The following is a 26,982-nucleotide window of genomic DNA, read 5'->3' as shown; positions in this document are numbered from 1 at the left end:
AAAGCCTCTCCTACCCACCCTGCCCACTCTCAGACCACCACGCTGCCATCAAGGCTCTCGGCATAGGCCGCCGCCCATTGCGCATAACGATCACGCAATCCGAGTTGCTCAAGGTAAGCATCATCCACCCGGTTCGACCCGGGGGTGCTGACCTCTTCATGGTGACGGGTGACGATGGCGTTGGCCGCGTGGACCAGGGTAAGGGTGGAAAAATCGGTTTCCGGCGAATTCTGCGGATCGTGATGGAATTCAACCGCATCAACCACTGGAACCGGCAGACCCCACAGGGCGAAGAGATGACCCCCGATATCGGCGTGATTGACTCCGAAGACAGCCTCTTCCGCCCTGGCGATGCCGATCTCGGGCGCCGTTTCGAGAGCCCGAGCGTAGCGTTCCGGCTCATTTGAAGCCAGCACCAGCTTGCCGGTATCGTGCAGCATGCCCGCCACGAAAGACTCGTCCCGCATCCGGCCTTTCAGGCCCTCGATCCCCGTGATCATCTTGCAGCAGACCGCTGTCTGCATGCTGTGGTTCCAGACCGCCTCAAGGGCGAGACCCCCGAGGGCGTTGGGATCGAATTGGGCGAAGGCGTGTATGGAAAGGACCAGCCCCTTGACCGTGTCGAGCCCCAGGTAGTTGACCGCTTCGACCGGGCTGGAGATCTGGCGCCGAAGACCGAAGAAGGCGGAATTGACCAGCTTGAGGATCTTCGCGGTCATGGCGATATCGTGACCGATGATTTCCCCGACATCTTCCAGGGATACCTCGGGATCCTTCAGTTTCTCCACCACTTTGATGTAGAGGGATGGCAGGCTCGGCAATCGATCCATCCGGGCGACGATTTCCATGATTCGGTCGCGGCGGATGCTCGCCTCCAGATCGCTGGCGCGACTGATGGCACCCTTGAGCACGGCGACCTCACAGGGCTTTGGCACATATTGATGAACGACACCCGCCGCCCCCATGGCCAGGGCCTGGTCAACCGGATCCGACACGATGAGGCGCGCGATCTTGGGATGCCGTGTCATCACTTCAGCAAGGAAGCCGCCTTCGTTATCGGAGGGCAGATGCAGATCCGCCACGACCACATCAAACGATTCCGCTTCGAGGACCGCCAGGGCCTCTTCACTGGAGTTGAGAAAGAGGGTATCCCAATCCAGATCCAAGGCGTTCACCTGACGTGCCAGCAGCTGCGATTGAGTTTCGTCGCCGTCGACAAAAAGAATCCGCTTTGGTGTTTTCACGTGGCTGGGGGGCGAAGGTTCGGACCGAGAGATACGGGGGAGTCAGCCGACCGTGGCGAGATAAGTGTAGCGTTGGCCGATCTCCGCTTTCGAACGTGAAAAGGCCTCACGGGCCGAAACCATCAATCGATCGATCTCCTCCGGCGACAGTTGCAGGACCCGGACCTCGATCGTCTGCAGGATCGCCGCAAACCGCTCGAATCCGAAACTGAGACCGGCACCGCGGATCTTGTGGGCCTCATGGGCGACGCCCTGCGGGTCGGAGACCGGATCAAGTGCCCCGAGCGTGTCGAGCCGCCGACTGGCATCCTCGATGAAATCGCGGAACAGTTCCGCCATCTCCTCATCGATCGGATCACCCTCTTCCCCAAGGATCATCGACAGTTGATTCCAGTTGATCGTTGATTGGTTCGTCATTGTGCAGTCTCCTTGCGCTGGTTCGCCCTGAGCCCGTGGGCTTCGATCAGTGACTCCTCCAGTTCATTCATTCGGATCGGTTTGCTCAGGTATAAGTCCATTCCTGCCTTCAGGCAGCGTTCACGGTCCCCCTCCATCGCATTGGCGGTCATCGCGATGATGATCGGCCGTGGCCTTTCGCCCCATTCCTCCCGGATGCGGGTGGATGCTTCCAGCCCATCCATTTCCGGCATCTGAACATCCATCAGGACCACATCGTAGTCCGCCCGACGGAGGGCATCGAGGGCCTCCAGACCGTTCCCGGCCACGTCAGCCCGGTAACCCATCTGGCGCAGGACCCGCAGGGCCACCTTCTGGTTCACCAGATGGTCTTCGGCCAGAAGGATCCGCAGCGGATGAACCGTCGAAAGGGTGTTGTCGATCTTCGCCGGCTGTTCCACCTGTGCCCCCGTGTTTCCTTTTTGCTTCTGGCCGAAGACTTCGACCAGCATGGAGCTGAGCTGCGACTGGTGGATGGGTTTTGAGAGGATTCCCTGGAAAAGAGCACGTGCGTCGCGCACCTGGTCGTCGGAGCGGGAAATGGAAGGGAGAAAGATCAGGGACATCTCTTCAGGTGTCCGCAGGGCGCGGATTTCCCGACCGAGTTCGATCCCGTCCATTTCCGGCATGCGAAAGTCAATCAAGCCGATATCGAAGCGGACGCCCCGCTTCAGGATCTCGATCACCTCCCGGCCCGACTCCGCTTCGACCGCCACCATTCCGAACCGCTCCAGCTGCAGGCGGAGAACCCGCCGATTGGTCGCGTTGTCGTCGACGACCAGCGCCCGCTGGCCTTTCAGGTTGGTCAGAGGTGCCGCCGGGGCGGCCGGGGTTTCGGCCACGCCGAGCCGGGCCGTGAAATGGAAGGTCGACCCCAGACCCTCGACACTGTCGACCCAGATCTCGCCACCCATGACGTTGGCCAGCTTCCGACAGATGGCCAGCCCGAGGCCGGTGCCGCCATAGTGCCGGGTGGTGGAGGCATCCACCTGTGTGAACGGCTGGAAAAGCCGACCCACTTTGTCCTGCGGAATGCCGATGCCGGTGTCGCGAACGGAAAAATGCAGGGTGGCCCGGTTCGCCTCCATCAGGGGTTCCGATTCCCGCCGGACTTCCACGAAAATCTCGCCCTCGTGGGTGAATTTCGCCGAATTGCCCACCAGATTGACCAGGAGCTGGCGCAGACGGGTCACATCGCCGATCACGCTCAAGGGCACGTCGTCCTGGACAAAATAGGAGAGTTCGAGGCCCTTCTTGGTCGCCACCGGGGCGATCACATCGAGCGCCTCCTCGATGCACCCGACCAGATCGAGGGGTTCGGCCTCCAATTCAATCTTGCCCGACTCGATCTTGGAGAAATCGAGGATGTCGTTGATGATCGAAAGCAGGCTTTCGCTGCTCACCCGGACCGTCTCAGCGAATTCCCGCTGGTCGCTGGTCAACTCGGTGTCGAGCAGCAATCCGGTCATCCCGATGATACCGTTCATCGGGGTGCGAATCTCGTGACTCATGGTGGCGAGAAAATCCGACTTCGTCCGGTTGGCCGCCTCGGCCGCCGCCTTGGCTTCCCGGATCTCCTCCTCCGCCTTCCGTCGTTCGGAGATGTCCGTATGGAAGCCGAGGGTGCGGAGGATCCGGCCTTGGGTATCACGAATTCCGATACCCGTCGAGCGGATCCAGCGAACCCCGCCCTCCTTGTGGAGCATTCGGAATTCGATGGCGAACGGATGATTCCCCGCCGGAAGAAAGCGCTCCATGGTGGCCCGGACCTTGGGGAGATCTTCCGGATGGATGAGACGCGAAAAGGTCTCAGTCGAATTGGGCAGTTCGTCGTCCTCGTAGCCGAGAATCGCCTTCCAGCGCGGAGCGAAAAAGACCTCACCGGTCGCGAAATTCGAATCCCAGAAGCCGTCCTCACTCGAGTCGACCAGGAGCTTGAAACGCTCCTCGCTGGCCCGGAGGGCGGATTCACTCTCCTTGCGGGAGGTAACGTCGAGTCCCGCACCGCGGAAACTGGTGACCCGGCCGTTCTCATCGGTGACCGGAACCCCGCTCAGACTCAACCAGATCAGGCTTCCGTTGCGGGTGCGGCCGCGATGCTCGACACTGCTGAAGGTTAGACGGTTCCGCGTCGAATTCCGGAATCGCTGACGGAAAGCAGCAGCATCCTCATCCTCAAGGATCTCAAATAGCGTGCGACAACGCATCTCCTCCGGCGTGTATTCGAGGACATCGGCCACCCGGTCGCTGACAAAAATGAAACGGCCCTCGAGATCGACCTCGAAGATGAACTCGCCCGCCGCATGACTGACATCGCGGAATCGCTGCTCGCTCAGGGCAAGCGCCCTTTCGGCCGCCTTGCGGTCCGTGATATCCTCAACAAAGGTCCAGATCTGTCGCCGGCCTTCCGGCCCCTTCACGATCATGCCATTGACCACGACGGAGACACGTCGCCCGCTCTTGTGGAAATACTCCTTTTCGTAGGGTCCGAACCGGCCGGATTGCTCGAGCTTCTTCAGGTGGGCCTCTTCCTGGAGAAAGAAGTCCGGCGGCGTGATCTGCCAGAGACTGAGATTCTCCATTTCGACCGCCCGATACCCGATGATGTTTAGAAAGGCCTGGTTGGCGTCGATGAAAGCCCCGTCGATTTCGCTCAGAACCATCCCGAGGGGCGAAGTCACAAACATGACCCGGAACTTCTCCTCCGATTCCCTTAGCTTGAGCTCGGATATCCGGCGTTCGCTCACATCGGTCAGGCGACCGGAGAGGCCCATGATCTTCCCATCCGGCCCGAGGGTGGCCCGGGCATACAATTCAAGACTGCGGAATTCGCCTCCCTTTGTCAGACAACGAAACTCGTGGTGACAGAAATCCCGTCCTTCGTCCAAGATCGGACGAAGCAGGCCTTCATTGCGAGAGCGATCACCCGGGTGGACGAAATTAACCATCATCGAACCGAGTGTCTCCTTGACGGAAAAACCCGTGATATCCTCCCAGGCCGGATTCAGGAAAACCCACCGGCCGGCCCGGTCGGTCTGAAAGACGACCTCCTTGATGGTATCCACCACCGACCGGTAGCGCTGCTCGCTTTCCCGCAGAGCCTCGCTGACCCGCCGGTGTTCGGAAATGTCCTGATGCACAGCGATCCAGTGGGTGACTTCACCGGATTCATCCATGAGCGGTCTGAGCGAGAGTCGCACCGTCACCTCAGATCCGTCTTTATGGTAATTGATCAGCTCCGTGGAAAAAGACCGGCCTTCCTTCAACGCCGCTTTGATCTCCGCCAGGATCCTGGGGTCGCTTCCCGGTCCCTGCAAAAAGCGCGGCGACTGCCCGATGGCTTCGTCCGAGTCATAGCCGGTCAACTGGGAGAAGGCCCGATTGACGTAGAGAATCCGCGGGCCCGGAGGCTCCAGATCTGCGTCCGTGACCATGACACTCTCATGAGTGTGCTCCAGGATATGGTCGAGCATCTGCCTGCCCGCCCGTCCGGATTCGGAATCGACCTGGATTGGAAAACCACCGGAAAAGGCGGGTGCGGTCGATGGACTCGAAGCCTCTTTCCCGTCATTGGTATAGGTCGCGTCGATGACTTCAAGGAGGCGCTGGAAGGTCGAATCGGCCGGCAGGGTATCGCCGTAGACCGACTCGATCTGACGTCTCAACCGCGGATGAAGGCGGCGCAGGGAAGATGAATCAGTCGGGGGCATGGATTTTCAAGCTCCTGACAAACAGAAGTTTGCATACCTCCAGAACGCACCCGTTCGCAGTGGCGGGAACCACCATCGCGAAGGTCTCGCAGGCATCGGGAGAAATCGTATCTGTTCCGGTCATTGGGCCGCTGGTCTAAGCACTCGTCTCAGATCATCGGCACCACCCGGGAAAGATGAACTACTCAGCCGCTTTTTAGGCCGAATTGCCTACCCGGACCCGCTCTCAGGATTCGAAGACCTGAACCTTGAATGCAGCCAGATCGTCCGCCCGGCCCATGACGAGAAGCAGATCGCCGGCGTGGATCACCTCTCCGCCTGCCGGACCGATGATCTTGCGATCACCCCGTTGGATCCCCACCACCGTCACCGACATGCGTCTGCGGAGATCCGCCTCGATCAGGGACTGTCCGACCAGATCGCAGGTCGGGCCGATCAAGACCTTGTCAAAGTGGCGGGCCAGGGGCTCGACTTCCTCAAGCTCGACCGGTCGGGTCAGATAAGCCCGGGCCGACTCGATCTGCTCCCGTTCCCCCAACAGACAAATCCGGTCATCTGCGGCCAGGGCCATATCCGGCCGCACATCGAGCAAGAGGCGACGGGAACGCTCGATCGCCACGATGGTGGCGCCGGTTTCACCGGGCAGGTTCATGTCGCGAATGCGACGACCACAGGCCCAGTTGTCTTTGGAAAGCATCATTTCCTCGATCCTGACCGGCCAGGGATTGACGGCCGAGACCCTCCGGATCGACTCCTCCATCGTCGGCCTGACCGAAGCCCGTGACTGACCCTCCATCCCGTGAATGACCGCATATTCGAATCGGCTGTGGACTCGGACCACCCGCCGCCAGAAGAGAATGGCGAGACCGAGGCAGACGAGGACGAACCCAACCAGGGTGGTCGAAGTCGGAAAGTAGCGGCCGCAGGCCGCCAGGAAGACCAGGCTGAAGATGAAGAGGACCAGGGTGAAGAATACCCCCTGGATCAGGTCCCGCATGAACCGGCCGACCATCGCCCCGGAGCGCCGGGAGAAGGCCACCTCGGAAATCAGCGCGACCATCACATTCAGATTGCGGATGATGTCGACCAGCAGGGGCAGACAGATGAGGGCGGCCACCCCCCAGGATCCCCGCTTGATCAGAATCTCCCATTCGGCGAACCGCTCGGGGACAGGCAGACGGTCGATCAGGATGGAGGCGAGGATGACCACGGCATTGAGAAGCAGGAAACTGATCACGATCCGGCTGAATGGACGGACCACCAGCTTGACCAGACCGCTTTGGCCGGCGGCCAGACGGGCCGTCTCGATCCAGCTCAGATAGGCCGCCAATCCACGCTTCAATCCGCCGGGGACCCTCTTTTCCACATGGGAATTGAGCATGCCCTGGAGGAGGTTGGCCGCCGGCGTCAAGGAAATACTCAGAATGGCCACCCCGTAGGCGATCGCCTTCAGGCCGGAATCCACCACCCCGTAGCTCAGACCGAGGGTGGCGATGACAAAGCTGAATTCGCCGATCTGGACCTTGGCCAGTGAGGCCCGGGTGGATACCGCCGGTTTCTGGCCGGCCAGGACGAGCCCCATCCAGCAGGAGATGAACTTCCCCCCCATCATCAGCACGGTCAGAATCACAATGGGCAGCCACTGCTCGCCCAGTTCCCGGAGATCGACAAAGGTGCCGACCGATACAAAGAAAAGCGCCGAGAAGAAATTGCGCAAGGGCTCGGTCAGGTTCTCGATCTCATGGGCGAGGGAGCTTTTCGAAAGGATGGCGCCGGCCACGAAACCACCGAGGGCCATGGAAAACTCCATCCGCGCCGCCAGCAGGCTGACGCCGAGAATCAGTCCGATTGTGAAGAGAACGATGGTTTCACTCGTCCCGAACCGGTGGAGCACATCGAGGACCCGGGGTGCCAGCAGGCGCCCGACCACGTAGGCCGCCACCACGAAGATCCCGATCAAGAAGGTGACCTTTCCGACCGCATCCCAGGCAAAGGTCCCGTTGACGGCAACACCGGTCAACACGACCAGAACGATGATCGCCAGGATGTCCTCAAAGATGAGGATGCCAACGGTCAGTTCGGCGTAGGGTCGGTTCAACTGCCTCTTGTCGCGGATCAGCTTGATGGTGACCATCGAGGAACTGATCGAAAGAATCCCGCCAAAGAACAGGCTCTGGACCGGTCCCCACCCCAAAGCCTGACCGGCTTCCATCGCGATAAACATCATCAGGGCGGTCTGCAGGATCAGCGCGAGAAGCGCCGGCGCAAAAACCGCCCGCAGCCGATCCGGGTTGAACTCCAGCCCGATATAGAACATCAGGAAGAGCACCCCCAGTTCCGCCAGCGCATTGATATTGGTCAGATCATGCAGCGGCGACGGAAAAAAGGACCCCGGCCCGAGGAGGATACCGGCCAGAATGTAACCCAGGATGACGGGCTGGCGCAGCCGCTGAAAGATGATGGCGGCGAGCGCCGCCGACACCATCAACCAGCCCAGATCCTGTATGATACCTTGATGCAATCCTGTTGTCCCTCCCTGCCACAAGAACCTGGCCGACCATCCCGGCCCGGTCGACTCATTTCATGATTCGGGCTCAAGCGGCCGGACCCAGATGTTCCGGAAACGCATCGGGTTGTTGTGATCCTGCAGACGGATCGGGCCTGTCGGCTCATGCGGGGTGTAGACAGCCGCCTTCCTGTTCTCCGTCCTTCCCGCCAAGGTGTAGTGATCCTGAATGAGAACCCCATTGTGCAGGACCGTCACCGTCGCCGGCCGAATCAGCTTCTCACCGTCAAAGAGCGGCACCCTCCAGATGATGTCGTAGGTCTGCCACTCGCCCGGCCCGCGCGAGGCGTTGACCAGGGGCGGACGGGCCCCGTAGACCGCCCCGGCCGAGCCGTCGGCATAGGTGATGTTGTCGTAGCTGTCGAGGATCTGCACTTCGTAACGATCCATCAGAAAAACCCCGCTGTTGCCCCGGCCCTGGCTCTCTCCCACCACTTCCGCCGGGGTCCGCCATTCGAGGTGCAGCTGGATGTCTCCGAATGACTGTTTCGTCTTCAGGTCTTTCGCGACTTTCTTGCCCGACTCATCCTCAGTCCTCGGGGGGACCTCCATGTAGCCATCGCCCAGAATCCAGGGCCCGCCTGTCCAGGCATCCATATTCGTCCCGTCAAAGAGCACAATGGCATCCGATGGCGGCGCCATCAGGCAGGTGGCGGGATCGGTCTGTCCCGGCGCGACGACCACAGGCTGTGGCCGGGCGGGGTCGTGCACATGATACTCGGGCGCATCGACCACCATTGGGGTGTCCGTATGACCGGGAACCTCGAGAGCAGACAGAGACGGGGCCGTCAGGAGGATGGCGGCCGCCGCCGAGAAACGGATGGTGAAGATCTGAAAGGTCGGATGAGACATGGTTGAGATTGACGAAAAGAACCTATAGGTGACACCCACAATTCATTACAAACCGGATGGAAAAATACAACGCATTCGCTCCGGCCATTGTTGCCATTCACTCAACTTATCCACCCTATCACCCCATGCCCTCAGTTGCCTCGAACCCTGATCTGTCCGAGCTGCGCCGCCAATTCACGACGGAAGGATTCGCCGTTGCCCGTGGTCTGTTCGGACCGGAAGACCTCGAAACGCTCGCGACGGAATTCGACCGGATGCATCAGGCCGGCGGTCAACCCGGCTACTTCGAACCCGTGCCCCGCGAGCAATCCGGCGGCGATCCGCTCAAGGAATACCCCCGGATCATGCACCCGCACCGCTTCAACGAGGTGGGCCGCCGCTACCTGCTCGACGAGCGGGTGGCGACCTGTCTGACCGCCATGCTCGGCGAAGCACCTTATGCCGTGCAGTCGATGTATTATTTCAAGCCTCCGGGGTCCCGGGGACAGGCCCTTCATCAGGACAATTTTTACCTTCTGGCCGAGCCCGGCACCTGCGTCGCCGCGTGGACTGCGGTCGACGACTGCGATCTTGAAAACGGAACCCTCTACGTAGTCCCGGGCTCCCAGGATCATGCCATTGTATGCCCGGACACCGCCGACGAAAAGGAATCCTTCACCACCCACTTTGTGCCGGTTCCCGAGGGCCTCAAGGCAGTGCCTGTCGTGATGAAGGCGGGCGACACCCTCTTCTTCAACGGCAGCCTGATCCACGGATCCGGACCCAATCGCTCGAAGACCCGGTTCCGGCGGTCCTTTATCTGCCACTACGTCACCCACCAGACTGAGAAGTTGCACAAGGGCTATTTCCCGGTCCTGCGGCTGGATGGGAGCGAAGCCTCCCTCATTCCCAACGAAAGCGGCGGAGCCTGCGGCGAGGAGTGGAAGGGCGGGCTGCACTGACCCGATCGATCGATCAGATCCCCAGGTGCGGTCGCAGGACCAGCCAGAGGGCGAGCGACGCGATATGCAGGACCTGGTCCCCCCATATCTGCACCTGCAGGCCCATCTCCCCTTCCGTCGTCTGACGGAAAACCCGGCTCCACCAGCACTGGGGAATGCGCGTGTCGACCAGGAGGTGAACGACCCCCAGCACCAGGCCGGACACCCAGTCCAGAGCCAGGGTCAATAAAACCACGTGGATCCCGGCGTGGATCCAGGCGGCCGGATGGCGCAGATGCATTTTGTTACGGGCCATCCAGTCGTTCTGGAGCAGCCAATCGCCAATCAGGTGCGCCACCAGGGCACGCTCAAAGGGCGTCAACATGAAGGTATCCCCTAAAAATCAGTTGATGCGAAAGCATCAACCATTGGGCAACTCCTGTGGAGACGACGGATCATGAAGGGACGGACATTGCCCAAATTTCCGCCCCTTCGGCAACCAAAATGTCACCCTGCAGGCATCCCTGCTTCGTCCGGCGAAAAAGCCCAATACCAACCTCAGTTCAAGGCCCGGTAGAGGGGAGCGGATTCCTCGCTCCACGGGTTGGTCGCATCGCCGACCGTCACACCACCCGTTGCAGGTGTTTCCCCGCTTCCCGCGCCGACCGTGATGATCGCTTCCAGGATGGCCGGTGTCTCGCTGTAGAGCGGACCCGTTCCCGGAGGCAGGGTGACCTCAAGGTTGAACCGGCCCTCCTTCGTCAGAAGATTGGCTCCTGCCGTCACCACGACGTCATCGTAGTGGCAGCCATTGATCGCAATGACCTGCCCATCCGCAAGCGCATACGGAAGTCTGAACTCGATCTCCCGTCGCTTCGACCGGTAGACGCAATTGCCATAACCGAGACCGCTCACACTCTTGACCCGCCCGTCCCTCACCGTGACACGCACGACCGATTTACCATCGGTAAAGGTGACCGTATAGTCCCCGCTGGCCGCCTTGAACTCGATCTCCGAGCCACCGTGCTCCATTTCGTCCGAGCGGATGGTGGGGCCGACCGGATTGGTCAACCGGGAATCAAACGTCACTTCGCCGCCCCATTGGATCTCAAGCTGAGCAGTGAACCCTTCGGCGGCCCAGCTGCCCTGCCACAGACCACCACAACTCGACGAAACATCGAGGGCAAACTGGGAGTCGACGAGGCTCTCTCCGGCGACCCGGACGAGAAGATTCGCCAGGATCTGACTGGCATGGGGATCAGACAGGAGACTGCTCGGATCAATCGATGCATCGGCCAACCCGACCACGCCGGAAAGAACCAGGGAACTCAGTCCCCGATCTGCGTCCTCGGACACTTCGGCCCGCACATCATCGTAGGTCAGGCGTCCGGATTCGGCGCTGTAGGTGGTCTCCAGGGTCACCGCGAACACACCGACCGTGGTCGAGGCATTGTAGAGCGGATCGACCAGGCTGATCTCCGTCGAAGGAATCTCCGGTGCGGCAAAATAGGCCGCGACCGCATACTCACCGTTCTCCAGACTGATCGAACCGGGAGCCGCCCGTCCCGCACCGTCGGTGATCTCCGAGACAATGAACGACTCCGCCGTATCCATGTTCTCGATCACGAAGACTACGGACTTCTCCTTCAGCGGTTTGCCATCAGTGGTCTGGAGTCTGACAAACCAATCCGACGGCCGGGAATATTCCGGAACCCCGTCGAACTCCATGGTCGAATCCTGTTTGACCACGGCAAAGGGCTGTGTGGCGCTCGACGGCGCGTAATCGCTGGAGCCGCGATAGGAAACTTCCAGTGCGTAGTCCTGTGGCGCCGCGTAGAGTGTCAGCTCGGCGCTGGCTCGTCCGCCAACGGTGAGCACGGACCGGGCAATCGGACCCAGTCGGAAATCGACCCGCTCGCCGTCACCCAGGAGATCGCCTCCGGAACGGACATCCGCCTCGACCAGAATCGTCGTCCCGTAGGCACCGGTTGCCGGTGCTGTGACAATCGTGACAGCGGTCGCCGTTTCACCTGTCGGGAGATCCCCGCCCACCCGGTAGTATCGGCCGAAGTTGGTCGACTGCAGGGCCGGGCCATTATTCCCCACGGTCTGGATGATGAAGCGGAAATCGGCTGCATAGCCCGACACCGGAATCGATGCGGTCCAGGTGCGGATGATGCCGTCGGCATTGACCGAACCCGGGAAGAAGAGCGGGGACGAAGTCGGCGAAAGGTACACCGAGTGCCAAGCGCCATGCCATGGGGAACCTGGTTCGCCGGTATAGGTCGCCAGGACCTCGTGAATCCCGACCGCAGCCGATGTCTCGATCACGGCTTCAATCACAATCTCGCTGCCGTCCGCCGACAACTCGGCCGCCACCCCATTGACGGCGGGGGCCGGAGTCAGGAACTGGGCCGGATTCTCTCCGCTCGGGCTGTCACTGTAGAAGAGCCCAAATGACATTCCGGTATACTTGCGCAGCAATCCTGCCTCCACTGCCGGATCGACCAGATCCGAACGGAACTGGGCCGGGAAGGCATTGAGGACCGTGCCGCCAGCGTTACCGCCGCAGAGTTCTCCGATCTGATTGGTCGCCCAGGGGATGATCGGGTAGAAGACTTCCGATTTGAAGGGGGCCGCCACACCCCGGATCTCCGTCGCCGGCGCACCGGTCAAGGGCAGAAAGGGCGTCTCATCCACATAAGTGGCTGAACGGAGGACCACTCCGCGAAGAAGGGCACCACTTGCCGCGCCAACCGCTTCCGACTCCAGCGGACGAATCGGCTCCGCCACCAGAGAGACCGCACCATCGCTGCCGAGGTAATAGGACGCATCGACCGTGCGACTCTGACCGACTACATCGAGGGTCAACGTCTTCCTCGTCAGCTCAGGTGTCACCTCCAAGTCGGCAGTCGCCAGACCAAAGGATCCTCCAAGGGAAGCTACGGCCAACCCGCCTCCGGAACCTCCGGCTGCCGGGAGACGCCCACCCGGCAGGTTGATCCTGACCATGGGCAAACCATAAAGCGTCAATCCCACCAGCAGAGTCTTCTCGTGAATACCCCGCATATTCGGTGTCTTGGCCAGGTAGGCGAGCTTGGCATTGACCATGGCCTGACCCACGCTGACCGGCGCTGAGCCTGTCCGCAGTTGCCGCCAAAACTCCAGGTAGAGCCGCTCTCCATATTCCAGGAGTTGGGTCTCACCATACTGGTAGCCCGTGCCGGCGAGGAAGATCGCCCCCTTGCGGGCGAAGGCCTGGGCCCAGTCGGGCCGCAGGGTGACCGATGGGACCGCATCGGGGTCCACTGTGTTGTATCCCAAGTGGCAGGCTTGACTGGCCGCGATGGCATAAGTGATGTCCACTGTCGCCGCCTCGAGTTCAGCCGCGGTAAACCGTGAGGTGTAGTCTGCAGCAAGAGCACTCGCCGTACTTCCATGTGCTCCGATGAAGATCAGGTTCAGTCTATCCGACTTGTAAAAGGCGCCAGAAAGTTCGCCCGCCGTCCATGACTCCGAAGGCGCCAGGCTGGGGTCGGAGATCAGGGTGTTGACCGTGTCGCCACCACCGAGATTAAGACCGTCCCTGAATTCGTCGGCAATCGCCTCACCGGCGTCCGCCATGAAATCGTAGGCCACCGAAAGGGCCCGGTAGCCACCGGCCGGCGCCGGGAGCACCCCCGGAGTCGATCCACTGAAGACGGGAAGGTAGGTATCAATCGTCCGGATCACATCGCCGGCTTCCTCAACCAGCCGGCCGACCGGTGCACCCGGCAGGTTGTACTCGCCGGTCGATAGAACGACCCGGCATTCCGAACCGTAGGAATCCTGCTCCAAGACCCGACCCGTGCGCAGCGCCGACTGGGAATGGGTCGAATTCAGGACCGGCGGGAAATACTGGGCCTCGTTGGCGAGGTTGGCATCGTCACTTCGCCGGAAGAACGGAATGACGTCGTCGTTGCCGACAATCGTTATGTCACCAATACTTGAATACTTAATGCGGTAGGCCGCCGCAATATTCCGGATTGCCTCAGCCACCAGGTTCTTGGCGTAGGGGCAGTTGACGTTGACGCCGGTGTCTGCCTGCTCGTTGAGCGCATTGACGTTGGCGAAGGTGGAGACATCCACCACAACCCCACCGGCTGCCGCCGCCAGATTGTCCAGCCGTCCTTCCAGCGCGAGCAACTCGCCGGCATCGGCGGCATAGTCGGCCATGCGGCCGGAATCCCAGAGAATCAAACTCGTCGGATCGGACAATCCGGACGGTACCGTTCCGGTGAAGGCCGGATCGAGCGCACCATCCGACACGACCCCTTCACAGATATCCGTCTCGACTTCGATCAGCAGGCTGAAGGTCGAGGCGGTCGAGAAAGCGCCATTGCGACCGCTGACCCGAACGTAATAATCCGTCGTCTCCTCGAAATTGGTCACGCGCACCCCGTCGGTCGGCCCATCGTAGGCCGAGAACGAGGCGAGCACCCGGTTCTGGGCCGCGGCAAAAGCGTCGGGCGCAAAGGCGTCGGGCGCGAAGGCATCGGGAGCGAAGGCATCCGGGGCAAAGGCGTCGGGCGCGAAGGCATCCGGCGCGAAGGCGTCGGGCGCGAAGGCATCCGGAGCAAAGGCATCCGGAGCGAAGGCGTCGGGCGCAAAGGCATCCGGCGCGAAGGCATCCGGCGCGAACGCATCCGGGGCGAAGGCGTCGGGCGCGAAGGCATCCGGAGCGAAGGCCTCCGGCGAGAATTGGGCTCCCAGCACCGCCGAAACCTTGTCCTCGTCCGACCCGCCGTTCAGGAGGGCCAGAAGCTCGTCGTAGGCTTCCTGGATGTCACGATAGACCGTGAGATCGTAATTCACACCCGCGGGGTTGGAGAGGGCCACCGTCAAACGCGCCCCGGCGGGCACGTTGCGGATTCGGATCCACCGCCGCTCGCCCTGGCTGCTGAGAAACTGCTCCAGGAAGGCCTGCAGCTGGCTCCCAGAGGATAGACTCGCAACCTCGCTGAATTCCAGATCGAGTGCCACCGGCCAGGCGATGTTCCCTGCACAGTTCAGGTAGGGATCCTCAACCGTGATCGAAAACGATTCACTCGTCCCGACCGGATCCGGTCCATAGGGCAAGTAAAAGGCCCTCACCACGATCGTGGAGGTCCCTTTCGGGAACGCGAAGGCTTCCAGCGCGTCCAGCGTCTCGGTGGCGCCATCCGGGAGAAGAATTGTCACCTCGAGACTGGCATCGGAAACGCAGGTGCCTCCGATTTCTACCAGCTGGGACAGGTCGATAAGCGTGGCGCAATCGCCCGGGTCGGTGTTCACCGTCAGGTTCGTCGAAACGACAAAGCTGACCGATGGAAGCACATTCACTACTCGCTTGACAGGGACCGCCGCATTGCCGGCAGAATCAATTGCGGTATAGACGACCTCGTAAGAACCGGCACCGGAGACACCGATCAGTCCAGAGCTGGTCGCCGCGAACAAACCGTCGCAACCGTCAGTGGCCAAAGCTCCCGGATCGACGAACGTGTCACCACAGCTGGTGACCATCTCAGCGTCGCCGTTCACGGTCACGACCGGAGCGGTCACGTCGCGAATCGTCACAACAACATCGACTGGGATCGCCTCGTTCAGCGAGGCATCCACTGCATCGATCCGAATAGTATGCAGACCCGTGTCCAGATCCACGCTCGCCTCATTCAGAAGCTCGTATCCTGAAGCGGTCAGGCGGGAGTATATGATTGTCGGCGATGGATCGCAGATATCCTCTACCCCCGCTCCCAGACTGGACAGGTCCAGCGCATACAAGCACTCTGCTGTCGCATCAAAGCTCGGGGAGAGATCGGGCACCATCAGGACCGGCGGGGTCGTGTCGACAACCTTCACGCTGCGAGATTTTGAGGTCGAATTCCCGGTCAGATCGGTGGCCGTATAAGTGAGGATATAGGTGCCTGTAGTCCGGGTATTGACGGATCCGGTGACCACCGGAATAATGTCGCCGTTACAGACATCAGAAGCCGTCGCTCCCGGATCGACAAAGGCGGATCCACATTCCACCAGGATGGGATCAAGGCCGCCATTCTCTTCCTTGCGATAGTTCAGCGAAAGGTCCGGCGGAGTCCGGTCCAGGACCGCCACAGCAATTGTGCAGCTCGAGGAAAGGGACCCGTCGGATACCTCGACATCAATAACCGATTCGTCGGCAGGAGTCTCGGCCAGGAAGACACTCTCACCCGATGACACTCCCTCATCGGTCTGAATGACAGAACCCCCGATTCTCCAGATGACGGTCAGAAGATCGGCATCCGCATCCTCTACGGTCACGACAATCAGATCGACACCGCACTCGACCGTTCCACTGGGACAACTGATGGTGGGAGCCGTGTTGGGTTCTTCATAGGCGCCGACATCAACCGCCGATCCAAGAACACGCGGAAAACCTTCGCCCCGTTGATCGGTCAGCTGAAGAAAGTGGTTGAAGACCGGATCGCCTCCATTGAGGGCCGGACTGCCCGCCAGAGGCGCGTGGGTCCAGGACGCGCCGCCGTTGTCGGCGAGTGGCCCGAGCTTCGGATCGACCCCGACCTTGTCCGACGGCAGAGCCGTGATCGAAGGAGCCACCTTCAGGATATTGTAGCCCAGTGAGACAAACGAGCCACCGAAAGCCGTTCCGACATCCAGACTCCCGTTGTCGGCAAGAATCGAATTGCGGACCTCGGCCAAACCGCCGGAAGCGACCCGGACACCGCCGGTTCCAAGAATGCTCGTGTTTCCAACAACCGTCAGGTTGATCAATTCGGTCGTACCACCACCCAAGAACAGGCCACCAGCCGCGGACTGGTCGGAGTTGCCGCTGAAGGTACTGCTCTCGACCATCAAGGTGCCGCCACCGCTGGCCAATCCGCCACCCGATGCGGCCTGGTTGCCGACGAAAAGACTCCGCGTCACCACGGCGTCGCCTTCGTTGTACAATCCGCCACCGGCACCACCGGGATTGCCGGGGATCGAGGCGAGACCCGCGAGATTCCCATCGAAGGTGGAAAGATCGACAAGAATCTCCCCACGGTTGTAGATGGCACCACCATAGGACGAGCCTCCACCATTGGACTTGGTCTGGTTGGCCTCAAAGCGGCAGCTGACCACGATGAGCCGGCTGTTCTTGGAAACCAAAACGCCACCGCCGCCGCTGGAAAGACCGCCACGGACTGTCAAACCGGACAGAAGCACCGCCGTTCCATCATCGCCGGATTCACAATTCGCGGTTATGCTGAAGACCTGCGAGCTGCCCTGTCCGTCGATCGCCAGAAGGTCGGCACCCGGCCCGATGATCGAGACGGATTCATTAATCGAGAGACCGCTCGACAGCCGGATGGTCTGGGGGCCCGAGGTAAAAAGGGATGGAGCAAATTGGATGATGTCGCCGTCATCCGCAGATTTGAGGGCCGAGCGCAGAGTGCCGCCGCTGTTCTTATCCTTTAGCGAGGTGACGGTCAGGACGGAGCCCTCGAGTGTGACTGCCGAGCAAAACAGGATGACCGGAATGAAGAGAGGACCGAGACGGCGGGAAATGAAGTTCATGAAATAGGTTCGAGTCGACCGACACCACCACCGAAAACAGCATTGTTTATACCATAGATTAGCAAGATCGACGATCGGGAAGAACCCCATCCGAAGCCTGAGGGCTAAGCAATCACCAAACGACTGCGCACCTATTGCCATAGCTCCCGCTCGAAGTCGGCTCAATCGACAACCCGCCTAACGGGTGGGGTATTCATCTTTCTCTCCATCAAACCAGCGAAGGATGAAAGTATCTGATCAACAGTCAGACGGATCTGTCCTTCTCGGTTGACCCTCAGAGCCGGCTCGGACACCTAATAGCCCGATTCGATGCCGTCCCCCGAAATCCTGGAAAATCTGGCCGCCTACCTCCCGATTGACCGAGTCGATGCACTCTGCAACGGGACGGAGTTTTCGGAGTTTTCTGATGGAGCGGCCCTCTTCGCCGATATTTCGGGTTTCACTCCCCTGACCGAGGCCGTGGTCAGTCGCTACGGTCCGCGCCGGGGCGGCGAGGAGCTGACCAATCACCTCAACCGTGTTTACGATGCCTTGATCCGCCAGGTGGATGCCTTCGGCGGGAGCGTAATTGGATTTGCCGGCGACGCCATCACCTGCTGGTTCGGTGGCGACGACGGCCGGCGCGCTCTCGCCTCGGCCTTCGGGATGCAGGCGGCCATGGACGCCTTCAAAGCCATCACCCTGCCGGACGGTGCCCAACACGCCCTCGCCATGAAAGTCGCCGTCGCCACCGGGCGGGTCCGCCGCTTCGTGGTGGGCGACCCCGCGATCCAGCTCTTCGACCTGATTGCCGGACGGGTGCTCGAGAGCCTTGCCGACGCCGAACACGGGGCCGAGCGTGGCGACGTCGTCTGCGACGACCGGACTGTCGCCAGCCTGGGAGGACTTCTGTCGATCCGCGAGCGAAGACCTTCGGAGATGGGGCAACCCATCGCGGTGGTCGACCGGTTGATCGATCCACCGATTCCGTCATCCCGGACGGACCGCGACCGGGGCAGACTGGGCGTTGAAACGCTCCGCCCCTGGCTGATCCAGGAGGTCTTTCAGCGGATCGTCTCCGCCCAGGGCGAATTCCTGACCGAGCTCCGTCCTGCCGCATCCGTTTTCGTCCGCTTCACCGGCATCCAGTTCGAGGCGGATCCCGCCGCACCGGAAAAGCTCGACGCCTACGTCCGTTGGATGCAGGCGATCATCGAACGCCTGGGCGGCACCCTTGTTCAGCTGACCATCGGCGACAAGGGGAGCTTTGCCTATTTCGCTTTCGGTGCGCCCACCGCCCACGAAGACGACACCGCACGTGCACTCATGGCCGCCCTTGAGGTGCGCGACTCGCCACCGCACCTGAGGGAGATTGTCGGCGACGTTCAAGTCGGCGTGACCCGTGGAACCATGCGAACCGGAGCCTACGGTGGCCTTTCCCGCAGGACCTACGGTGTTCTCGGCGATGACGTCAACCTCTCAGCCCGCCTGATGCAGAACGCCAGACCCGGCCAGATCCTGGTCAGCGAATCGGCCGCACGCCGGCATCTCGAGTCATTCTTCCTGCCGGAGTTGCCCAGAATCCGCGTCAAGGGAAAGAGCGAGCCCATCCAGATCTTCGAACTCCAGAAACGCCGGGAACAGACAACCGCCGCCTTCAAGACCGCGCGTTACCGCCTGCCCATGATCGGTCGCAAAGACGAGATGGCCGCGATCCAAGGGAAGCTCGAAGCAGCGGCCGGCGGGAGGGGACAGCTGATCTCGATCGAGGCGGATGCGGGTGTCGGGAAATCCCGGCTGATCGCCGAGGTTGTCCAACTGGCCGACAGGATGAACTTCCTCGGCTATGCCGGGGAATGCCAGGCCTTCGCGCGCACCGGCACCTTCTCCGTCTGGTGGTCCATTTGGCGCGAGTTTTTCGGAATCCGTTCCGACCTGGAGGCCAGGGCGATCCCGGGGCACCTGGCCGCCCAGCTTGAATCGATCGAGCCCGGACTCGGCGAGCGGGCGCCGCTGCTTGGTCCGATCCTCAACCTGGAACTACCGGATTCGGAGCTGACCCGCACCTTCGACGCCAAGCTGAGACGTTCCTCACTCATCAGTCTTCTGATCACCTGCATTCGATGCCGGGCGGCGGCCCAACCGCTCGTGATTGTCCTCGAAGATGCCCACTGGATCGATGCCGCATCGCGCGAAGTCCTGATCGCTCTGGCCCAGGCAGCCGTCCGGATACCCCTGGCTTTGTTTGTCGTCCACCGGCCCGGAGCGGACGGCACCATCCTGACCGCGGACGAGGAAACCCTCGACTACCATACCCGGATCGAACTCGGCGATTTCAGCGAGGACGAGGCGAGACAGCTGGTCGAACTGCGCCTGGACAATCGGAAATCCGGAGATCGCCGGCTCGAGCGTTCAACCGAACTGATCGAACTGATTGTCCGCAAATCCGGGGGAAATCCATTCTTCATCGAGGAGTTGATCAACTACCTGGAGGGGAATGTCCTCGACGGTGTCTCGAATGTCCCGCTGGACGAAATCGACCTGCCGAACAGCATGCACAGCCTCGTGCTCAGCCGTATCGACCAGCTCACCCGGGATGCACAGGTATCGGTCAAGATCGCCAGCGTGATCGGCCGTCTCTTCTACGCCTCCATGCTGGCCGGCGTGCATCCGAACTCCATCGGAATGCCCAAGGTCGAGGAAGACCTCCGCAGTATCGAGCGCCATGACCTGATTGAGAAGGAGGAAGGCACCGCTGAGCTGGCCTATTTCTTCAAGCATATCGTCATCCAGGAAGTGGCCTACGACAGCCTGCCCCACGCCTTCAAGAGCCGCATCCATGAAGCCGCCGGCTTCTTCCTCGAGGACATGGCCAAACGGCGGCGATCCAATCTGCTTGAATTGCTGGCTTATCACTTCGGGCGCAGTGACAACACGGAAAAGAAACGGATTTACTTCCGCCAGGCCGGCGACGCTGCCCGGCACTCCTATTCCAATGAGGCCGCCGTTGATTACTACGAACGCCTGATCCCCCTGTCCGACGATGACGAAAAGACATCTCTGCTGATCGACTTGGGAAGCGTTCTGGAAACAACCGGCGACTGGGGTCGCGCCAGAAAGCACTACGATCGGGCACTGGAGTTGGCCCGAGCGGCCGGCGACCCCGGGCGGATCGCCCATGCCGAATCAGCCATCGGGGAGTTGCTGCGGAAGCGCGGCGATTATGCAGAAGCCATCAAGTGGCTGCAGCGGGCTGCGGTCGGGCTGGAAAAGGCCGGAGACCAGGTCAACCTCGGTCAGAACCTGCAGAGCCAGGGCACCCTCGCCGCCCAGACCGGCAACCTCGCTGACGCCTCGCGCCTTTACAGCGACAGCCTGATTCTGCGGGAGCTGACCGGCGACCGACGCAAGGCGGCCGACCTGATCAACAATCTGGGCATCCTCGAGCGGATGAAGGGCAATCTGGAGACGTGCGAGGAACTCTACGACCAGGCACTGCATATCCGGCAGGAACTCAATGACCGCTGGGCCCTGGCCAATTCCTACAACAATATGGGCATGCTCTATCGCAGCCGCGGCGAGTACGGCAAGGCGAGCGATGTGATCGAAAAAAGCCTCCAGCTCAACCGGGCGGTCGGCGACCGCTGGGCCACCGCCAATTCGCTGAACAGTCTGGCCGAAGTCGCTCTCGATGCGGGCGACGACACCGCCGCTTCCCGCGCCCTCCGGGAAAGCCTTCTCATCAATCGCGAACTCGGCGACAAGAGGGCGCTCGCGTTCCTGCTCGAAGCCTTCGCCATGCTTTCGGCCCGTCGCAGCCAATCCCGGGAGGCCGTCGTTCTGGCCGCGGCCGCAGACCAACTGCGCAAGGATATCAAATCTCCGGTCAGCCAGGCCGACGCGAAAAAATTATCCGATACCCTCGGCCCGGCCTACGCCGCCCTGACCGGAAATGAACTCGAAGCGGCGGATCAGGAGGGACGCGCGCTGTCCCTCGGAAAGGTCCTCGACCGGGCCATGGCTGCCTTTGGCGAACCCGGGGACGGCTAACGGCAATCCAGGGGACTCGATACAGTGGCAAACCCCTGACCCGGGGCCGCCGAATCACTCGGCCGCCATCAGCTTGCGCAGACGGGCGGTGATGATCCGCATGACCTGAAGCGCAAAAAACGGGGTCTGCTGCACCAGGAAATTGAACCGACGCTCGTCGATCCTGACCAATTTCGCCGAGCCTTTCACCCGTGCGCTGGCCGCCCGCGGGCTGTGGTCGATCAGGCCCATCTCTCCCAGGATCGCGCCCGACGAGAGGGTATCGATCACTTTGTCATTCAGGACGATCTCCACTTCCCCTTCGACCACTCCGAACATGCAATCACCCGGATCACCCTTGCTGAAGATGATCGAACCGTCGGCAAATTTCTCGGACTCCTTGGCGTTCTGGAAGATATTGATCGTCGTCATGGGATGACGCGGACTCTAGAAGGCCACCGCCGTCTGGCGAGCGAAAAACCAATCCGCAAGCCGGACTACTGGCGTGCGCCGGTGTGGCAGTCGCTGCAGAGCCAACCACTGACATCCTCGCCGTCGGGATGGAAGAATTCCAGCCCGGCCGGTGCCAGCTGCCGCAACTCCTCACCCTGCCCCTGGGCCAGGATGGTGTGGCAGGTATTGCAGCTTGAGGCACGGAGAACCTGGCCCTCTCCGTTCTCGTGCAGGTCGTCATGACACCGGAAACAACCCGGCCAGTCCTTGTGCCCGATGTTGTCGGGGTATTCCTCCCAGCTCGAATCCATCGCCGGGAAGAAATGGCCGCGGTAGAGCCGGAACAGCTCGTCCGCCGTTGGCTGCACCAGAGGGTCGTCGCCGTAGTACTTGACCATCGCTTCAACGATACCCGCCCCGGCCTCCTCGACCGTCTCATAGGAACCGGTCAGGGCCACCGCCGCCCGATCCTTGATCGCCGGCAGGGTCCGCGAGATCCGTCCCTGGACCATCGCCGCCTCGACCAGCTCGTTCGGGCTCTGAAATATATGCGCCGGCCGGTTGTGGCAATCGATGCAATCCATCATCCGGATCTCACCTGCCGGAGGGGCTTCCATGTAGTCCTCGGTGGCGAAGATGCTCTGGGTTCCGTCATCCCGGGTCACCCGGATCCAGGGGATCTCCTGACGCTTGGGGTCGGTGGCGATATACTCGACCTTGTTCGCCACGTGCCAGTGGATCCCTTCGACCGGGCCGAACTCGGCATTGCCGCCGCCGACTTTCAGCGACATCCTCACCGTGTAGGGTGTGTTGTCGTCGTCGGACAGAAAATGTTCGTAGGACCTGTCCAGATTTCCGGAGAACTTTTCCGGCCAGTGACATTCCTGACAGGTTTCCCGCGCCGGTCGCAGGTTGGCCACCGGCGTTTCGATCGGCCGGTGGTACTTGTCGAAAAGCACGGAGTAAACCTGATAAGCGCCGCTGATCTTCGATTTGACATACCAGGTCGTTCCGGAACCGATATGGCAATCGACACACGCCACCCGCGCGTGGGGAGAAAGCTGGTAGGTCGTGTATTCCGGTTCCATCACGGTGTGGCAGACCAGCCCGCAGAATTCATTCGATTCCGTGTATTTGTAGGTGCGGTGACTGCCGATCGCACTGATCAGGAGAAAGAGAATCGTGCAACTGACAAAGACGACCAGGCGCCGCCGGTCCTTCGGACGGCTCAGGTCAATCGTCAGCTGCAAAGACTGATCGCCCACGTGGCGGGCGAGATTCCGACGGTGAAGCCACCAGCCGAATCCAAGGAAGCCGACCCCGGTGAAGAAGAAGGCCGGCGCAACGATATAGGCCAGAATCCCCATGTAGGGATTGGCGTGAGCGGCCAGGAGATCGATCAGGAAGAGCAGCGCAAAGGCAAACGCCGCACTGATCATGATGATGAACCCAAGCAGGCTTGGGTAGTTCCGGAAGAAGATGTTCCCTATCTTCCAGTATCTCGGCTCTTGTTCGCTCATGGTACAAAAAGGCGGGACCGCCTTATGAATTGGGACGGTCCCGCGACAAATCTATTGGTGCAGCGGCAGAAGAAATTGCCGCTCAGCTCTTGGCCATGCTGCGGATGAGGGCCAACATCTCGGTGATCTGCTCCTCGGTGAGGATCTCGGCATAGGCCTTCATCACCTGCTTGCCGCTGTCATCGGTCACCCCTTCCTTGGTGATCCGGATGATCTCCTCATCGGTCATCTCGGCCTGAACCGCCGGGTCCCGGTAGTCCTTCAGACCCAGCTTCTTGCCCATCTTGGTGTCACCCGAGCCGTCCTCGGCATGGCACTTCTGGCACTGACGTGCCCAGGTCTCGGCAATATCCTCGGCCAATGCCGGGCCGGCGAGCCAGCCCAGAACCGCGGCTGAAAAAACGAATAAAGGTATCTTTTTCATAGCAATGGAATAACCGGATTCAAATGGCAGACACCGCAGATGTCAAAATCTATACATGACCCGCCCGTAAAGCGTGTGGGCCGTGTAGTCGTTGTAACCGCCGACCGTGACACTACTGAAGTCCGCGTAGGTGTAGTTGGCGGAGACCATCATCTGCTCGGAGAAACGATGAGTTATCGAGGCACCGATCATCTTTTCCTTTTCGCCGACTCCGTAAGGCACCGTGTAGGCCGAATTGTCGATGTAGTTGTCTGCCTCGTAGGCGGTGTAGTTCACCTGCACGTCCGTATTGTCGTCAACCGCCATGATGGCGGAAATCGTGCCGATCCAGTAGTCGTTGGTCGCGTTGTTGACGATATTCAGCGCCGAACCGCTCAGACCGGTGTTCACTTCGTCGGTCACGTAGTTGATGTTGGCCTGAAGCATGAGCCAGCCCTGCGGAAGGAAGGTGACCGCTCCGCTGTAGATGCGGGTCTTCAGGTCACCGCTCTCGACCCGGGGCAGCCCCTCTTCCTGCGAATCGATCGAGGTCTGCTGGTCATCGATCCGGGCCACTACGGTGACCTTCGGATCCGGTCGCCAGGTCACGCGGACATTGATGTCATCCGTGGTGAAACTCTGGTAAGTGATAAACGCGGGGAAGCGGTCGCCGCCGCTCGGAGGCGTGGAATCTTGAGTCGTATCATAATCATTAGTGCGGACCTTATGATAAAACTCGCCGGCAATTCCGAACGTCGCCGTCGGATGCCAGTTCGCGCCAATGGAATATTTGTCGGTATTGCGGTCCCAGCCGGTATCGCGCTCGAGATCAACGGCGCCATCCTCCACCTCAATGATCGACTCGCGAAGATCTCCGTCTCCCTGCGTCCATTGGGCGGATGCGTACATGATGACCGACTTGAGGCCGCCAAACTGCACTTCGATCTCTTCACCGATCTCGTCGAACTGCTTGTCGCTCATGCCGGCCAGTTCGTCCGCGGAAGCATTGCCGTTGAGGTAGTTGGTCTCGATGAAGTCCGACATCGCATCCGTATCAACCTTCTCCATCCTCAGAGAGCCGACGACCCGCCAGTCTTTGTTGGGAGAGAAGACTAGGTTGGCGTTGCCCACATACTGCTCCATGCCGGTGTCTGCCTCGAGATCGAGGAAGCCCTCGTCCCGATTCTGCCGCTGAAAGCCTGGATCGAAGATCGGGTCGTAGCTGGAACCCCAGATCCGATCGCCGCCGAAGGTGGCGTTCATGTCCGTGTAGATCCCGCCGACCGACAGGCGCCATTGTTCATTGAAGGCGGTGTCGACATACCCGTGCATGGAAAAGAGGTCCGTCTCGTTGGTCTCCTTGTGAGTCAGGTAGCGGTCGGCTGTATCACCCGGGTCGCGACGGATCTGCCGCCGGTTGTCATAATCAGAGGTCTCGTAGCGGAGGCCGAGACCGAACTTGGTCTCGTCCACCGTGTAGTTGATCTCGCCCTCGATCGTGTCGCGGGTCTCATCCAGATCATAGAAGTTGGGCGAAATGCCCCGTTGGCCGAGACCGCCGGTCAGATTCGTGGCGCTCCACGAGGTGGTTCCCTTCTGCCCATCGCGGTAGGTGTGGGCATAACGCAGGAAGGCGCCCAAGCCCTGTTCCGGGGCCATTTCGAACTCGACCCAGAAGGTGCCGCGATCGACCGTCATCGAGTCGTCGAAGAACTGGATGAATTGATCGGCCGGCGGAGGGAGGTAGCCGCCACTGGCATCATACCAGACCTGGTAATGACGGAATCCGCCCCGGAGGCTCCAGCCGCTTTCGTCCTGGTAATCGAGGATCGCCTTGAAATCGTTGTTCCCGGCCAGCAGGCGGGCCTCGAGCTTGAGCACACCACCGTCCGAATTGAAGACCTGGTGCAACTCCTCGATGCCGCCAAAACCGTCGGCATTCACCTGGTGGCGGGCCTGGTAGCTGGCCTGATCGCCATCGGTGAAGGCGATCCCGGCGGAAACCGAGACCCAGTTCTCCTGGTCGTTCGGCTCAAACCACTGGATGTCGGCAGGGATCACCTGGGCGGAAACAGTGGCGGTCAACCCGAGGACGACCGCAGTCAGGGTAAGGACGCGCAACCGGCGGTTGCGTGTTTCGGATCTGGGAAGATCTTTCATGACAGGATGGATCTCTTCGAGCGGTTAGGGACTAGAATCGGAGGGAGGAGTTGACGTGGGAACCGTGGACTGCCTCATGACAGCCGGCAGTCCAGCAGGTCCCGCGGGGCAGGAAACTGCGGTGGTCGCGGCCACCGATTTGAACGGCGCCGTCTGCGGTCTGCTCCTGGAAGTGGCACTGCAGACAGAGGGTGGCATTGCGGGACTTCAGCATCTTGGCATTGACCGACCCGTGCGGCGAGTGGCAGACGGTGCAGCCTTCGCGGGCCGCCTCATGCTCGAAGACGTAGGGACCGCGCTGCGCCTGATGGCACTCAACGCAACTGTCGTTGATCGAGGCCAGGTTCATCCCGCCGAAGGCAACGGCCGGACCCTTGTGCGGGTCGTGGCAATCCGAACAGGACACCTTTCCGTCCAGCACCGGATGCGAATGCTCAAGCCGGAACTCACCCTGCTTGTCGAGATGGCACTCGAAGCAGACGTTGCTCGAACGACCCGGATTGACGATCTTGAGCGGCGAACCACCGGACTGTACATGCAGACTGCCGGGGCCGTGGCAGCTCTCGCAGCCCGTCTCGTTCGCCACGCTCGCCACCATGAGCTTCGAATGGGTCGAATCGGCAAAGCCTTCGACCAGGTCGCCATGACAATCCGCACACTCGGTGGAGCCGACGAAGCTCGCCCCCGCCACCGCTGGCGGAGAGAGAACCACCCGGCTTACGGTGGTGCAAGAGATCACCGCGAGGATCCATGCCGAGACGGCAACGAATGCGATTCGACGGAGGGTACGTTTCTTCAGTGCGATCATGGCGATTTCCTAAATAGTGGTCGCAGACGGATTGGTCCGTCGGATCCCTCCGCATGACGGGGCGGGATTCGAAGTGAGGACTGCGCGCCAGTATGTGGGTGCGGTTTTCGTCTGGGTAGGTCGTTTAGGGTTCTGGGGGAGATTCCGGGAAATTCCCGGGGGTTCTTCAACGTCGAAAACAGTATCAGAATCACTAATGCAGGACTCCGCAGATTTTGGCCAGCTCAAGTCATCTTCTGCCAATCCAGAATTTGTTCCCTATTAATTCGGGTAATGGGTTTTTCCCGGAATCCGGGTCGCTCAGGCAGCCGGC

The 26,982-nt window shown here is 60.9% G+C and carries 14 protein-coding genes; 2 read left to right on the top strand and 12 right to left on the bottom strand.

Translation table 11 applies throughout. The features are described 5' to 3' along the window. Positions 1-29: 29 nt before the first annotated feature. From R3F07_02605 to R3F07_02585, 5 genes are all read right to left on the bottom strand, one after another. Positions 30-1,244: a response regulator gene (locus R3F07_02605; GenBank protein MEZ5275256.1), complete on the bottom strand. Its 1,215-nt coding sequence runs from the start codon at positions 1,242-1,244 to the stop codon at positions 30-32. A gap of 42 nt (positions 1,245-1,286) precedes the next feature. After that, positions 1,287-1,661 carry an Hpt domain-containing protein gene (locus R3F07_02600; protein MEZ5275255.1) on the bottom strand — a complete coding sequence of 125 codons (375 nt, stop codon included), beginning with the start codon at positions 1,659-1,661 and terminating at the stop codon, positions 1,287-1,289. Further along, positions 1,658-5,410 carry a PAS domain S-box protein gene (locus tag R3F07_02595; GenBank protein MEZ5275254.1) on the bottom strand — a complete coding sequence of 1,251 codons (3,753 nt, stop codon included), beginning with the start codon at positions 5,408-5,410 and terminating at the stop codon, positions 1,658-1,660. Before R3F07_02595 ends, R3F07_02600 begins: the two co-directional genes overlap by 4 nt. A 226-nt stretch (positions 5,411-5,636) precedes the next feature. Then, the gene (locus R3F07_02590) at positions 5,637-7,931 is read right to left on the bottom strand and encodes a cation:proton antiporter (GenBank protein ID MEZ5275253.1); all 2,295 of its coding nucleotides are present in this window, start codon (positions 7,929-7,931) and stop codon (positions 5,637-5,639) included. A gap of 60 nt (positions 7,932-7,991) precedes the next feature. Next, positions 7,992-8,828, bottom strand: a complete 837-nt coding sequence (locus R3F07_02585) for a DUF1080 domain-containing protein (protein MEZ5275252.1) — start codon at positions 8,826-8,828, stop codon at positions 7,992-7,994. Between the two features lie 125 nt (positions 8,829-8,953). Here R3F07_02585 and R3F07_02580 point away from each other — a divergent pair, with 125 nt between their 5' ends. Further along, positions 8,954-9,769, top strand: coding sequence for a phytanoyl-CoA dioxygenase family protein (locus R3F07_02580; GenBank protein MEZ5275251.1), 816 nt, complete (start codon positions 8,954-8,956; stop codon positions 9,767-9,769). A 13-nt stretch (positions 9,770-9,782) separates the two neighbouring features. Here R3F07_02580 and R3F07_02575 read toward each other — a convergent pair whose 3' ends face one another. Continuing rightward, positions 9,783-10,133: a DUF3307 domain-containing protein gene (locus R3F07_02575; GenBank protein MEZ5275250.1), complete on the bottom strand. Its 351-nt coding sequence runs from the start codon at positions 10,131-10,133 to the stop codon at positions 9,783-9,785. Between the two features lie 173 nt (positions 10,134-10,306). Then, on the bottom strand, positions 10,307-17,317 hold the full coding sequence (locus tag R3F07_02570; GenBank protein ID MEZ5275249.1) for a DUF5011 domain-containing protein: 7,011 nt from the start codon (positions 17,315-17,317) through the stop codon (positions 10,307-10,309). Between the two features lie 309 nt (positions 17,318-17,626). On the opposite strand from R3F07_02570, the gene R3F07_02565 reads away from it, so the two are divergent. Beyond that, complete coding sequence (locus tag R3F07_02565; protein ID MEZ5275248.1) at positions 17,627-21,346, top strand: tetratricopeptide repeat protein; 3,720 nt, start codon at positions 17,627-17,629, stop codon at positions 21,344-21,346. A 54-nt stretch (positions 21,347-21,400) separates the two neighbouring features. On the opposite strand, the gene R3F07_02560 is transcribed toward R3F07_02565, so the two are convergent. From R3F07_02560 to R3F07_02540, 5 genes are all read right to left on the bottom strand, one after another. Then, positions 21,401-21,757 (bottom strand): cyclic nucleotide-binding domain-containing protein, encoded by a 357-nt coding sequence (locus tag R3F07_02560; GenBank protein ID MEZ5275247.1) that lies wholly within the window; start codon positions 21,755-21,757, stop codon positions 21,401-21,403. Between the two features lie 65 nt (positions 21,758-21,822). Next, positions 21,823-23,298: a NapC/NirT family cytochrome c gene (locus tag R3F07_02555; GenBank protein MEZ5275246.1), complete on the bottom strand. Its 1,476-nt coding sequence runs from the start codon at positions 23,296-23,298 to the stop codon at positions 21,823-21,825. Positions 23,299-23,380: 82 nt separating this feature from the next. Beyond that, complete coding sequence (locus R3F07_02550; protein MEZ5275245.1) at positions 23,381-23,722, bottom strand: c-type cytochrome; 342 nt, start codon at positions 23,720-23,722, stop codon at positions 23,381-23,383. A gap of 42 nt (positions 23,723-23,764) precedes the next feature. Then, positions 23,765-25,861 (bottom strand): hypothetical protein, encoded by a 2,097-nt coding sequence (locus R3F07_02545; GenBank protein ID MEZ5275244.1) that lies wholly within the window; start codon positions 25,859-25,861, stop codon positions 23,765-23,767. Positions 25,862-25,892: 31 nt separating this feature from the next. Next, positions 25,893-26,669 carry a cytochrome c3 family protein gene (locus R3F07_02540; protein ID MEZ5275243.1) on the bottom strand — a complete coding sequence of 259 codons (777 nt, stop codon included), beginning with the start codon at positions 26,667-26,669 and terminating at the stop codon, positions 25,893-25,895. Between the last annotated feature and the right edge of the window lie 313 nt (positions 26,670-26,982).

The organism is Opitutaceae bacterium (genome assembly GCA_041395105.1).
Classification (GTDB): domain Bacteria; phylum Verrucomicrobiota; class Verrucomicrobiia; order Opitutales; family Opitutaceae; genus B12-G4.
Note: the sequence above shows the minus strand (reverse complement) of the source record. Positions and strands in the feature narration are given on the sequence as shown.

Coding starts and splice junctions, on each gene's coding strand:
- R3F07_02600 (MEZ5275255.1), bottom strand. CDS start 1,661: ATGACGAACCAATCAACGATCAACTGGAATCAACTGTCGATGATCCTT.
- R3F07_02595 (MEZ5275254.1), bottom strand. CDS start 5,410: ATGCCCCCGACTGATTCATCTTCCCTGCGCCGCCTTCATCCGCGGTTG.
- R3F07_02585 (MEZ5275252.1), bottom strand. CDS start 8,828: ATGTCTCATCCGACCTTTCAGATCTTCACCATCCGTTTCTCGGCGGCG.
- R3F07_02580 (MEZ5275251.1), top strand. CDS start 8,954: ATGCCCTCAGTTGCCTCGAACCCTGATCTGTCCGAGCTGCGCCGCCAA.
- R3F07_02575 (MEZ5275250.1), bottom strand. CDS start 10,133: ATGTTGACGCCCTTTGAGCGTGCCCTGGTGGCGCACCTGATTGGCGAT.
- R3F07_02570 (MEZ5275249.1), bottom strand. CDS start 17,317: ATGAACTTCATTTCCCGCCGTCTCGGTCCTCTCTTCATTCCGGTCATC.
- R3F07_02565 (MEZ5275248.1), top strand. CDS start 17,627: ATGCCGTCCCCCGAAATCCTGGAAAATCTGGCCGCCTACCTCCCGATT.
- R3F07_02560 (MEZ5275247.1), bottom strand. CDS start 21,757: ATGACGACGATCAATATCTTCCAGAACGCCAAGGAGTCCGAGAAATTT.
- R3F07_02555 (MEZ5275246.1), bottom strand. CDS start 23,298: ATGAGCGAACAAGAGCCGAGATACTGGAAGATAGGGAACATCTTCTTC.
- R3F07_02550 (MEZ5275245.1), bottom strand. CDS start 23,722: ATGAAAAAGATACCTTTATTCGTTTTTTCAGCCGCGGTTCTGGGCTGG.
- R3F07_02545 (MEZ5275244.1), bottom strand. CDS start 25,861: ATGAAAGATCTTCCCAGATCCGAAACACGCAACCGCCGGTTGCGCGTC.
- R3F07_02540 (MEZ5275243.1), bottom strand. CDS start 26,669: ATGATCGCACTGAAGAAACGTACCCTCCGTCGAATCGCATTCGTTGCC.